Origin of the sequence: Faecalibacterium sp. Marseille-Q4137 (assembly GCF_017377535.1) — a bacterium.
In the GTDB taxonomy this organism is placed as follows: Bacteria; Bacillota; Clostridia; order Oscillospirales; family Ruminococcaceae; genus Faecalibacterium; species Faecalibacterium duncaniae.
On sequence record NZ_JAFREK010000057.1, the window covers coordinates 1 to 12,256 of the forward strand.

The 12,256-nt window shown below is 39.2% G+C and carries 14 protein-coding genes; 5 read left to right on the forward strand and 9 right to left on the reverse strand.

What is annotated here, in order from left to right:
- Nucleotides 1–82: 82 nt before the first annotated feature.
- The 7 genes from J3353_RS14635 to J3353_RS14665 all read right to left on the reverse strand — a co-directional run bounded on the left by J3353_RS14635 (nucleotide 83) and on the right by J3353_RS14665 (nucleotide 4,888).
- Nucleotides 83–388, reverse strand: a complete 306-nt coding sequence (locus J3353_RS14635) for a hypothetical protein (protein WP_002304425.1) — start codon at nucleotides 386–388, stop codon at nucleotides 83–85.
- A gap of 85 nt (nucleotides 389–473) precedes the next feature.
- Entirely contained in the window at nucleotides 474–1,847 is a 1,374-nt protein-coding gene (locus J3353_RS14640) for a tyrosine-type recombinase/integrase (protein ID WP_008982547.1), read from the reverse strand.
- Nucleotides 1,848–1,851: 4 nt separating this feature from the next.
- On the reverse strand, nucleotides 1,852–2,475 hold the full coding sequence (locus J3353_RS14645; RefSeq protein ID WP_207685125.1) for a helix-turn-helix domain-containing protein: 624 nt from the start codon (nucleotides 2,473–2,475) through the stop codon (nucleotides 1,852–1,854).
- Between the two features lie 117 nt (nucleotides 2,476–2,592).
- The gene (locus tag J3353_RS14650; protein ID WP_002304418.1) at nucleotides 2,593–2,829 is read right to left on the reverse strand and encodes a helix-turn-helix domain-containing protein; all 237 of its coding nucleotides are present in this window, start codon (nucleotides 2,827–2,829) and stop codon (nucleotides 2,593–2,595) included.
- A 6-nt stretch (nucleotides 2,830–2,835) separates the two neighbouring features.
- Nucleotides 2,836–3,243 (reverse strand): type II toxin-antitoxin system PemK/MazF family toxin, encoded by a 408-nt coding sequence (locus J3353_RS14655; RefSeq protein WP_008791988.1) that lies wholly within the window; start codon nucleotides 3,241–3,243, stop codon nucleotides 2,836–2,838.
- A 514-nt stretch (nucleotides 3,244–3,757) separates the two neighbouring features.
- Entirely contained in the window at nucleotides 3,758–4,063 is a 306-nt protein-coding gene (locus tag J3353_RS14660; RefSeq protein ID WP_207685126.1) for a helix-turn-helix transcriptional regulator, read from the reverse strand.
- 261 nt (nucleotides 4,064–4,324) lie between these two features.
- Nucleotides 4,325–4,888: a hypothetical protein gene (locus J3353_RS14665; RefSeq protein WP_055230841.1), complete on the reverse strand. Its 564-nt coding sequence runs from the start codon at nucleotides 4,886–4,888 to the stop codon at nucleotides 4,325–4,327.
- Nucleotides 4,889–5,173: 285 nt separating this feature from the next.
- Here J3353_RS14665 and J3353_RS14670 point away from each other — a divergent pair, with 285 nt between their 5' ends.
- Nucleotides 5,174–5,635, forward strand: a complete 462-nt coding sequence (locus tag J3353_RS14670; protein WP_055230840.1) for a helix-turn-helix domain-containing protein — start codon at nucleotides 5,174–5,176, stop codon at nucleotides 5,633–5,635.
- A 47-nt stretch (nucleotides 5,636–5,682) separates the two neighbouring features.
- Entirely contained in the window at nucleotides 5,683–6,237 is a 555-nt protein-coding gene (locus tag J3353_RS14675; RefSeq protein WP_055230839.1) for an ImmA/IrrE family metallo-endopeptidase, read from the forward strand.
- Between the two features lie 276 nt (nucleotides 6,238–6,513).
- Here the strand turns inward: J3353_RS14675 and J3353_RS14680 are convergent, their stop codons facing one another.
- On the reverse strand, nucleotides 6,514–7,227 hold the full coding sequence (locus J3353_RS14680; RefSeq protein WP_207685127.1) for a hypothetical protein: 714 nt from the start codon (nucleotides 7,225–7,227) through the stop codon (nucleotides 6,514–6,516).
- Nucleotides 7,228–7,243: 16 nt separating this feature from the next.
- Nucleotides 7,244–8,995 carry a hypothetical protein gene (locus tag J3353_RS14685; protein WP_055230837.1) on the reverse strand — a complete coding sequence of 584 codons (1,752 nt, stop codon included), beginning with the start codon at nucleotides 8,993–8,995 and terminating at the stop codon, nucleotides 7,244–7,246.
- Nucleotides 8,996–9,548: 553 nt separating this feature from the next.
- Between J3353_RS14685 and J3353_RS14690 the strand changes: the two genes are divergently transcribed.
- From J3353_RS14690 to J3353_RS14700, 3 genes are read left to right on the forward strand one after another with little or no spacing between them, the layout of a single operon-like run.
- Nucleotides 9,549–10,775, forward strand: coding sequence for a radical SAM/SPASM domain-containing protein (locus J3353_RS14690; RefSeq protein WP_070104146.1), 1,227 nt, complete (start codon nucleotides 9,549–9,551; stop codon nucleotides 10,773–10,775).
- Between the two features lie 12 nt (nucleotides 10,776–10,787).
- A complete protein-coding gene (locus J3353_RS14695; protein ID WP_055230835.1) occupies nucleotides 10,788–11,813 on the forward strand; it encodes a radical SAM/SPASM domain-containing protein in 1,026 nt (341 codons plus the stop codon).
- Nucleotides 11,814–11,873: 60 nt separating this feature from the next.
- Nucleotides 11,874–12,038 carry a hypothetical protein gene (locus J3353_RS14700; protein ID WP_207685128.1) on the forward strand — a complete coding sequence of 55 codons (165 nt, stop codon included), beginning with the start codon at nucleotides 11,874–11,876 and terminating at the stop codon, nucleotides 12,036–12,038.
- The last annotated feature ends 218 nt before the right edge of the window (nucleotides 12,039–12,256 follow it).

Consider the following 12,256-nt stretch of genomic DNA (forward strand, 5'->3'; position numbering starts at 1 on the left):
AACCAGCATTATTAAGAATTTCAAAGGTTTTTTCAGACTCAATGATTCTATGTAATTTAGACCCGCCGAAGCAGGTCTTTTTTTATTTCAGCATAATCTCTCTATCCTCAGCGCCGAGCATATAAGCACCCTTGGCAAAAGCATCCCTTGCCAGAAGCTCTGCTACATCAACCCTATCGAACAGCATCCATATTTCTTTCTCTTTCGGAGTCAGTTCATGGCTATGGTCAAACAAATGCTCAAGTCCCAATCCTTCAAGCAATGCCGACTTTGCTGCTTTGTATTCCTCAGCTCTGCCAACATATTCGTCGTTCCTTTCCTTGGAAAATGCCTCGATATTGTCAGCTCTCAGATGCTCGTAATACTCGTCCATAAAGATTCTATCCATACTCGTTGACCTCCATAACAAAAAAATAAGGGCAGACCCTTTTACAGCTATTGTAGCTATGTAAAAGGATCTGCCCTTGCAGTTACTATAATGTTTTTGCCAGCGACTTCAGGAGTGCTGCCATTTCCGGATTTTGCAGAAGCTTCAGAAGAAGTTCTTTATCATCAGCGGAGCTTTCCGTTGCGGCTGGTTGAACCGGCTCAGGCGTTGCCTGTCTGCCTGAGTAGAACGCAGCTTCCATTCTTTCAGCGTTCAGTCTGCGGTCATCGTCGATGATATGGGAGTAAACATCCGCTACCATCTTGACCTGTGCATGACCGGAATCGCCTTGAACGGATTTCATATCGCCGCCGTTCAGCTTCAGCTTGTAAGTGATACTGGAATGTCGGAGACTATGGAAAACCACTTTCGGCAGTCCCTTCTCCTCAATCAGCTTATTGAAAGCACGGTTGATAACCTGCCCCTCAATCGGCTTGCCATTGGAAGAACAGAAAACCAGATTGAAGTCTACGAACTCGTCACCGAAAAGGTCTTTCAGTTCTTCGATGTCAGCCTTTCGCTGTACCAACATTTCCGCTACGGTTTTCGGTAAGAACACCTTGCGGACACTTGTTTTGGTCTTAGGAGTTTTGAGAACCAATGCGGTATGCGTACTGGCGAAGGTCGGTGGGAACTTGAACATGATGTCCTTACCGTCCAGATCTGCCATCGCTTCACGATTTACTCTCTGCAACTCCTTTTCAACGAAGATGCTTGCCTGACCAAGTTCAATACTGGTGGGGGAAATGTCAATACAGTCCCAGGTAAGCCCCAGAAGCTCGCCCATTCGCAGGGAACAGGAGAAGGCAAGGTTAATAGCCAGACGAAGAATATCATCGTCACAGGCTTCCAGAGCCTTCTGGAGCACTTCTGCTGTCCAGATATCCCTGGTCTTGTGTTCTTCTTTCGGCAGCGTAGCGTGCTCCACAGGGTTTCTGGTCATCAATTCCCACTTGACCGCCTGATTGAAAGCATTTCGCAATGTCTTGTGAACCTCTCGGACAGTATGCGGAGTCAGATATTCTGTACGGGCTTTTACATACTTAGAAGAAACCGCTTTGACAGAAAGCAAATCTCGGTAATACTTGTCCATGATTCTCGGTGTGACATCCTCCAGCTTCATATCACCGATGAGGGGACGAATATAGTTTGCAATCAGGCTCTTTCTGCTTTCATAGGTAGACATCGCCCATGTGTTCACACCATAGATTGACATATACTCATCCAAAAGATCGTTGACGGTTTTAGCAGAAGGGGGAATAAAGGTTCCGGACTCCTGCTCATATTCAACCTGCAACTTCCTTTTCTTTGCTTCGGAATTCGTTTCAAAGGTTTCCCACTTCTGACGCTTGTTGCCGTTCTCATCGGTGTATGTATAAACCACAGAATACTTCTTTTTTCTCTTAACAATAGATGCCATGTAATCAGCTCCTTTCCTGTCTATCTTCCGCTAACTGGTAGCGGGTCTGATTCTGATACCATTTTTCAAAGCTCTCTTTGGTAGCTCGCTTATATCTGCCAACCTTGATAAGCTCAAAATCTTCATTGGCAACGATATAGTAAATGGTCTGACGATGTATCCCAAGCATTCTTGCCATTTCCGGCAGACCGTAGGTGGATGCCATAATATCTGCATCCAGTTCCTGATCCTCTACCGTGCGGTAATCGGTTTGAGAAGCATACCATCTTTCAAAGCTCTCCTTGGTCACTCTGCGCTTGCCCAGGACATCAACCACATCAAAATGCCCTTTGGCAACCAGCTCGTAAGCAGTCGCTTCTTTCAGCCCAAGGCGCTGTCCAAGCTCCTCCATTGAATATGTAGTTTTCTTCAGTTCCTCTCCGGGAGGGGTTCCATCGACCTTCTGATATTTGAACTGATTGGCATACCATTCTTCAAAGCTGTCGATCATCACCCTCATGGTGTTGCCGACAAGAATGGTTTTGAAGTAATTCTTCTTAATGAGCCAGTATGACTCCGTTTTACCAAGACCGAGCATCCTGCCCATTTCCGGAACAGACATACTCGTGCGTTTTCTCATTTCCGCCATCGTACAACCTCCTATGTAAAAAATGTAGCCATGTGTTTCTTGTCATGGCTACATTTTATCGAACTTTCAATATGTTTTGAAGTTTGTCGCCGGGTTGTACGACACCCTTGACAAATCTTACATTTGATGATCCAACCACTCATCAAAACTCTTTTTGGAGATTCTGATGCTGCCGCCAATGCGGACACTGTGAAAAACTTTCTTTTTCACAAGGTTGTATGCACTGGTTCTGCTGATGCCCAGAATATCCTGAATCTCATCAACCGTATAGGTTCTCTTATCAAACTGAACTGCGTTAGCAGCCATCGCTTCTTCGGTGCGCTGATTCATGGCAGCGATTCTTTCTTCAAACATTTATGTTCACTCCTTCGTTCTCTTTGCTTTATGTTTTGTGGGACGCTTTTTCAGCTGTTCCATTGCCAGGCTGACGGATAAGGCTTTCTCAATCGCTACCATTTCACGGGGCGTTACCTTACCTAAGTAATTATCAATCCTGCTTTTATCAATGGTACGAATCTGTTCCAGCTGAACAACGGACGCTTCTTTGAATGCAGGATTGTCGTAAATAACAAAGTGCGTCGGCATATTCGCTTTCTTATGGATTCTGGTGGTGACCGTTGCCACAATCAATGTGGGAGCGTGTTTATTACCGGTATCGTTCTGAATGACGATAACCGGACGGATGCCGCCTTGTTCCGACCCAACTACCGGGTCCAGATTGGCGCAATAAATATCACCACGGCAATATACCCAATTTTCTTTCATCATGTGCCATGACCTCCTTTCGTTGGGTATGTAATAACTGACTGCCCGAAAGGAATCAGGCAGTCAGTCCAAAAGTCTATGTGTCCCATATTTGCCACGCACCCCTGGGAAAGAGGGCTTACGCCCTCAGGGAATCACCGAACGACTGATTGCGAATCAGTTCCATAGGAATCTAACCTCTGCCGGGTTCTCCGCCAGCTCCGTAGAGAAGTATCTTTAATCCTGTTGCTTTCATGGCCGTATTGGGAGCAACCCAATATTTACAAGCCAGTATTGATCGCTGGCATCGGGAGAGAGACAAGCACTTAATTTATAGAAGAAAGTCGTTCTGCTTCTCTGTCCGATACGTCTCGGCGTACCGCTGATGTGGCTGATGCTCTCGCACCGGCAACAGGAACGTATTCGATGACTGTGTATTCAGTTTTCAAGGATCAAGCAGCCGATTTTCTTTGGCTGTATCTAAATTGTACCTGTTCCTCATGCAAGTTTTTATTGCCTCGTAGGTATAGTTTTGAGGTTATTCACGACCTAAAAATATGTAATCAAGGGTTGTCTCAAAGCGCACAACCAGTTCGATTGCCAAATCAATAGAGATACCTCTGTTTCCAGTTTCAATTCGTGCAATGGTGTTTGCAGCAACACCTAACTGCTCCGCAAGCTGTTCCTGTGTAAGCCCATGTTCCTTTCTCAAAGCTTTAATTCTTTTTCCGCTTTCGATCAAGTCGTAATACATTTTCGTTCCTCCGTGTTTCTGAATTTGTGAAGTTGCAAAATCAAAAACAGCAGGAGGAGATCGTGCCCGATTCTCAATGCCCTTTGCCATCTGCCTGTCCTCCTTGCAGGCATAAAAAAAGAGCCGGAGTAAATTGCTCCAAGCTCTCGTTCATGCCTTTGTGTTAAAATGAAGGAAGATAGGCAGGTATAAAAAAAGCCCCGTACCCATTACAGGCACGAGGCGTAACTCTCTCTATTCAATTTTATGCCGTTATCTCCCAGCATAGCCATTTTAACACTGGACAAGTCGGACTTTCAGTAGGGAAACCGTCGTATTTTCATCGGATTTTAGTCGGACTAAAATCCTGTCTTAGCACTCACAATAACACAAGGCTTCTTCCTCCCTGGCACTTTCCAGGAAATCTTTCAATTTAGGAATGGCTGTTCCCCAAAGTGACAGACCAAATAACAGTATCGCTTCTTTCTTTCGGTCATAGTAGGTGCTGCGTTCCATATTCAAAACCTCCAGCATTTCTGATTCCCTGTACTTGAAGCGGTTGAGATATGCCTTTGAGATAATCTCACAGTACAGAGCGCCTTTATCTGGATATTCTCTGATTTTCAACATAGCCATATCTACCAGTTCAATGATCCACTTTGTCTCAAATAAGCTACGGATGCGTTCTTCAAATCGTTCTCTCGCTTCATCCGGAGCAAAGTTCTCCAGATAAATCAATGCACCATCTAAGCTGTCACCGTAAGTACAAATAAGGGTATCACATACATCATTCGCACGATCAATGGTAGACCAGCACACCTCTCGATATATGGATAAAATCAGCTTTGCTCTTTCATACAGAACCTTCTCGTTAATGTTCCGCATCCGGCAAAGCATTCGAATACTGCTTAATACCTGTGTATTATATCTGCTCATTCAGAATCTCCTTTCAGCCTAATCCATAAAATAAGAATTCCTTTCTAACTCCTGTCACTTGGCTAAAGGGAAACAAATACCATGGGACAAGAATGACTATAACTTCCGATGTATGATTAAAAACAGAAGTGAGAATCGGAAGTTCTTGACTTTGCAAAAGTTCCGATATATAATTAAGTGGAACTAAAACTTCTGCTCTGATTCTCATTATAGCATTTTTCAGAAGTTTGTCAACAAATAATCGGAAGTTATGAATAAATATTTTTTGAAAGGAAGGATACTACCATGACATTTGGAGAAAAAATTAAAGAAGCTCGTTTGGCTATGAACCTATCTCAAACCGAGCTTGCCCAGCTTACCGGTATCTCTGAACGCTCCCTCTACACTTACGAACAGTTGGGAACCATACCTCGCAAAGGTAATATCAGAAAATTAGCTGAAGCTCTCCATGTTTCTGTAGCTTATTTATTAGACGATCAGGAAACCAATACACAAAGTCATATAGATGAAGATATGTTTTTGGCTGAAGCACGAGAGCAGTTTGGTGCTAAAGGTGCAAAAGAAGCACAGGAAGTTTTGGGACGTGTGAGTTCGCTCTTTGCTGGTGGTGATTTAGATGAGGACGCTAAGGATGTATTCTTTCAGGCATTAATGGCAGTTTATATGGACTCTAAAAAGAATGCCAAAGAAAAGTTCACCCCAAAAAAGTACAGAAAACATAAGAAGCTTGCGCAAAGTGAAATCTGACGATTTCTTATCTGTATTTTTCTGTGTTCAGTTTGGAGGTGAAGCAAATGAGAACGGCAGCACATATTATCGAAACCGTAGGAAAGCTCGTAAAAAAATATGATACTAGAGATCCCTATGAGCTTTGTAAATGCCTGGAAATTAAAATTCATTTTTATAATTTGGAGAAAAAGCTGAAAGGGTTCTTCTTCTATCAATCCAGACAAAAAAATATCGTCATTGACAGTAATGTAAATGACGTGTTAGAACGTATATTGATTGCTCACGAATTGGGACACGCAGTGCTTCATACAAAAATTGCAATGATGAAAGGCTTTCAGGAAATGGAAGTATTAGATGGTCGCTCACAAGATGAGGATGAAGCAAATTTCTTTGCAGCTGAACTTCTTTTAGAAGACAAAGAAGTGTTGGAATGCTTATCCAAATATTCTTTCTTTGAAACCGCTAAACAGCTTTATGTTCCCGCAGCATTACTGGACTATAAATTCAGCCTTCTGCACGAAAAAGGAGAACTAGTCAGTCCTATGTACATTCGAAAGACGAAGTTCCTGAAAGATGATCTTGGAGATTATGATGATGCAAACCATTTTGAATACGAATAGCAAAAGAGTTGGAACTTGCTGTATTCTATATTGAAATAAGGTTTCTTAAAGCAAATGAAAGGGGTTATCAAGCGAATGCCGATAACCCCTTTTGATCGTACAAATAATTAGTACTTATCTTTTGGTTTTAGTGACGATACAACCAGTATGACCAAACCCACTACTCCTAAGCATAAGGATAATGCCGATAGACCACTAGAACACATTTCTAATAGTATTGCAAAGAGTAGTAATCCTATCCCTAAGTTACTGTATTTCATTTTGTGCCTCCACTGATTAGGAGAAATAACTGAACTTAATGGTGGTTGTCGGACGATAGATTCGGCTTCCTACATACACATCGCCATTTTCGCTAAACGTACAAGAAAAAGCTGTGCCACCAACTACGAGTCCATTAAAACTTGCTCCAGCAACATTGTCATATACCGGCTGAGATTGCCAAGAAGCACTGCTACCACTACCAGAAACAGACGGCGGCCAAGAAATAGAAACTGCAATTCCACTTACAGAAATGCCCTGATTCAATACGATGTAGTCACAATTTCCGCTTCCAGACCAAAGCGATGACTGTCCGCCCTCAAAATTATTATCTGTTTGACCGGCAGTATTTCTTTTCCATGCGTAAGACATCGCATCGCCATCATACTGTGTATCGTTATGATACTCAGACTCTCCAGGCTGCAAAATACCTCTTGTCTGAGGAGTAGGCCCCGGATCACCAGTAAGTTCGTTGATATATTCCATAGCGGCCTGACGATATTCTTCGTCTTCCACATCAAAAGAATACACCGTCCTACCGTTATCTTCATAAGTGCTCAAGGTGAATTCCTTGGTTTCAGCACTTCTGGTATTTGCACCAGAAGGACTCAAAGCCACTTCCTGAGTAGAAATGAGGGTAGGTTCATCTTCTGCTGCAAAAGCAGTAACCGGCATGAGCATAACTGCTCCCATAGCTAACGCAATGCACTTTTTAACATTTTCTTCATACACGTTACCTCCTTACATTTTAGTTAATACTTTCACACAAAACAACTGCATCATAGGTACTACGAAAACTTACAAGATCATCATTGGAATCTCCTCCTTTAAATAGACCGCTTTCATCTTGCGATTGACTCAAAGTGTTTACTACTATTTGATTAAATTCTGATGTGACAACATAGTTGCTTAATTCAAAAACATTTAATGCCATTTTTTGCAACATTATTTTATTACTTACATCTTCAGATGACAATTGAATTAATGTTGTTTCTAATTGATGGCAATATTCTTTGGAATCGTCTATGTTATCTGGAGATACTAAACAAATGAACTCAATCAATCCGGCTAAATCATATGCCTTTTGTTGTTGATCAGAACTCACAGAAAAATTTTTTACTATAGCATCATAGTATTCTTCAGAGAATTGTGGATTCTCGTTTAAAATTTTTAATCCTTTGATACAACCATTAATTTTAGGTAAGTTCGCATTTATGGATGATGGGTCACTAGCTAGGACTTGAATGCTTGAAGATAGCTTCTGTATAATCTCATCACGCTCAGCGTCCACAAGCTCTAACAAATCATTCCTTTGCAACAATTCAAGAAAATAGTATATATTTAATACATCGCTCTCAAGAATTGCGGGTTTATTTTCTATACAATATTGACTAATAGTATTACTTGAATCTATACCCAAATCATGAATTAAAGCATCCACATAATAAGTGTCCACAAAATTTGATTCCACATATCCAGGAGACATATACGAATCTTCACTTAACAGAAAAGAATCGAACTCATTAAACACCTCTCTAAAATGAACACAACTTTCAAAATTGTAGTTTGCAAGTTTTAAAGCACGTATAGTTGCGTACAAACCATACGCATCATATTCAACAAATGCATCTTTCTTTACGCCATTTTCGTCACATAAAACACGTATAACTTTGTCGTGATTTTTTGAACTATCATAGCCCGCAAATCTCGAAAAGTCCAAATAATCCATTAAGAATACAGGCACATATATATTTTGATTGTCCAGTTCATCCATATTGTCTAAAGTATTTTCAAACATTTGGATGATAGCAGTTATCGATGTTTCCGGAACTTCTATGTTGTGATTCTTTGCCAATTCAAAAAACATAGAGTACGCACTGGAGTTATCTGCAATTATCTCATCTGATACAAAAACCTCTTCAATTGCTTTTTCAAGCCAATCATCAATAGGCTTCATTTCTATATTCAATGAGCTGGAAATAAAGTCCACTAGGTAGTTCGCATATATATTAAATATATACTCATTACCTTCGCCATTATAAAACAGTGTATAACACTTTAAATCTTTATCATAGAGTGAATCTAAGTAAGATGAAATATTTTCTTTTGTTTTTGCAGGCAAGTTTTCATTACTTCCCAGTAAAGAAATAGCGCAAAAAATATCCGTTAAATCCATGTCAGAAGCATTTAAAAACTTTTCTTCAATTTCACTTTTGGTTTCTGGAGATATTGGGGACTGCGACCAACCAGCATATTCTTTTGCCATCCTTATATAATATGTGGCATAAACACTAAATTGTGATTCAAATTCAGCATTTGCAAATCTATATCCACCATCCTCCATGGCGCTTTGTTCAATAGCCGCTGCAATGGATGTTTCATTTACTTCAGGTAAAGTCGGTGAAGAATTTGATAACGATACGTTAGAATTACTACAGCCGGTGTACAATATCATATTAGTAAGTAACGCTATCATCCCGATAGTTACCTTACGTTTCATACTCATACTTCGCAACTATATCACCACACTCTCAAAATAAACACTCTCTGTTTATGATCAATATATTATGATCAGTATAGCACAAATTCTCTTGTTTGTCACCACCAAAATAGTCATTTTGTATTTTTACACACAAAATCGAATATAACTTTTGTGCAACATTCCTATCAAGGTTTACACTCTTTGGCAAGCAGTGTAAACCTGTACAGGTTCACCCATTTTTTCAATTTCGCCTTTGGCTCAATTTTCAAAAATTGCTTGTTGGGGCAACATCCCCAATCCCCTTCGAACATCATCTTTGATGATGGCTGTAAAGTTACTTGATAGGTACAGTTTTGTTGGTATTGCATAACTTTCCTGTGTCAAATTCTAAATGTGGAAATCAAATACATTGTTGCAATCCTAACAATAAAGTGGTATTCTATATAAGAAATATAGTACACAACAACAAATCCCAATGTCTGCTTGCGCCTATTAGTTGTGTAAATGTAACAACATGGAATGTGCAATTCGTACAATTCGAAAGATTAATTTTAATATGGGGGCAATTAAAGTGGAGGATACAAAGAGAATTCGATTTTCGAACATGGCTAAGTTTATGTTTAATGAGGATCAAGCTATTATATTCAATCGGCTCAATGGTCAGTGGATTAAAGTTCCAAAACAGTGTTACGATATTTTGGAATTGTGTAATAAGGAAGGATTGTCGTGGAGTGCCTTGTCTGAAAGTCTTGCTGATGACGAGGATCGAGAATATATGAAGCAGCTCATTAAATTATTAGACTCAATGAACTGTCTATATAATGATGATGAAAAAATTATTGAAAATATTAGTTTTGCAATTACACATAGATGTAATTTGAAGTGTATTCATTGTATGGTCAATGCTGCATTTGGTCAAAGTGATAAAGAACATTTTGACACAAAAACAATTTGTGCGTTTCTCGATAAAATTGTAGCTGCTAATCCCAAAAACATTACGCTAACAGGCGGAGAGCCTTTGCTGAGATCAGACTTTTTGACAATATTGGGATATTTACGGAGCATATATAATGGAAAAATCACCCTCATGACCAATGGCACTTTGATCACTCCTAAGAACGTTAAAGAAATCGTTAGCCAAATTGATAGCATAGATATTAGTCTTGATGGAGCAGATGAAGAGTCATGTGCTGTTATAAGAGGCAAAGGGGTATTTGAAAAGGTTGTTTCAAGCATAAAGTTGCTTCAATCTCATGGCTTTAGTAAGATTAGTATTTCTATGGTTTTAAGTGCAAACAATGTGAGATATACTAAACAGTTTATGGAGCTGAATGAATCGTTAAATACAACTCCTATGCTGAGAGCATTATCTTACGAAGGTCGAGCAAAAGAGAATAAAGATATTTTGGATAATGTAGTTACTACGGAGTTCTTACGACAGGAAGATAAAAAGACAAATTCAGAGTGTCGCACTTGCTGCTGCACTGCCGGGTATAATCAGATTACTATAGAAGCCAATGGAGATATTTTCCCGTGTAATTTGTTTGTTGAACCTGAATTTAGACTTGGTACTATGTCTGAAATTGATGACTTGAGAAAACTTTTCTATACGAATGATGGCTTTTTCGTTTGTCCTTGCGTGCAAAAGTTTGAGCCAAGTGAATTTGAACCCTGCAAGAATTGTAATATAAATTATTTTTGCTGGTCTTGTGTTTATCCCATGTATAAAATAGATGAAAAAGAATTCAAGGAAAGATGTGCTTATAAGAAAGAGATTTTGAAAAATATTTGGAAATAAGAAGGTGATTGATTGAATTACACCATATTTTTTACCAATCAATGTAATATGGATTGTACATACTGCTATGAATGTAATAAAATGGTACGTTCAACGTCATACGATGTGTTAGACGGTATTGTGAATTTTATCGTAGAGAAGCAAAGAAGTTGTTCAGATAAAACAGTATCTATTGTGACTCATGGTGGAGAACCTTTGATTGAGTTTGATAAAATTCAATACTTTATCAAAAGGCTGAATGAAAAAGTCAAAAATGTCCAATACATAATTACCACAAATGCTACTCTATTGACTGATTTAATGATTGATTTTTTAAGCCAACACTATTCAGAAATATCAGTCAGTATTGATGGTATTCAATCTGCCCATGATGCTAATAGGGTTTTTGCTAATAAAAAAGGTTCCTATGCTGTAGTCGTAGAAAAAGCAAAAAAATTATTGGAGAAACGTAGTGATGTAAAGGCACGAATGACTATTAACCCCCAAACAGCATCGACACTCTATGAAAGTGTAAAGCACCTTTTAGATTTAGGTTTTACAACTATTGTACCTGTTATTGATACTTTCTGTAATGACTGGACAGAAAAAGACATGGAGATCCTTTTAGATCAGGGAAAGTTAATTATTGATTATATCAAAGATTATGACAAGATAACCAATGTAGGGCTTATTAACGATGCTTTATCGAAAATGGCTAATTCTCCATGTAACGGAGGTACATCGACATTTAGCATAGATACCGATGGTGTAATATATCCCTGTGTTGTTACTGTTGGTATACCGGAATTTGTAGTTGGCACAATTAAGGAGGGGGTAAATAAAGAAAAAGTAACGGAGATACTTGGTTGGGATAAAATTGAAATTACTGAATGTATAGGATGCTCGAGATACAATTACTGTAATACCACTCGTTGTAGAATGATCAATAAAGTAATGTGTGGTAGTCTTCATACTCCATCAGCGATTGTTTGTAGTATTGAAAACTTGAAAGTTAAACTTTCTGAGTATTATTTGCAAAGGAATATTGCAAATTTATAGTCGTTTATAGTAGTCGCCTCGTTATTCCATGAAACAAAAAAACAAAGGATGGTGAATTACATGAAGGTTAAAAAGATTGAAACTACTCTTCCATTGAAGGTTCAGGGACAAGCTTGTACAAACAACTGCGAGGAAAAGATCTGGGCTGGCAAAAAAGAAGCTGATGGTTGGGAAGCTGGCTGCTGGTATACAATTGGGTATACTGCTCGTGGAGCATGGTGGTAAACCTTGCCTTTTAGTCAATTTTTGAAAGGAGTGGTGTTTTATGATGAAAATCAGGGAACTTTATGTCGAACTACAATAGTGGAGATTTGTTTACCACAATGTATAGGGACATAGAAGAAATTCCAAGTATATTGACCACATCGCTTTTCAATTTTGTGTCAAACCTGATTACTGTAATTGGATTAGCGTTTTTTCTAATTACATTGCAATTTGATTTG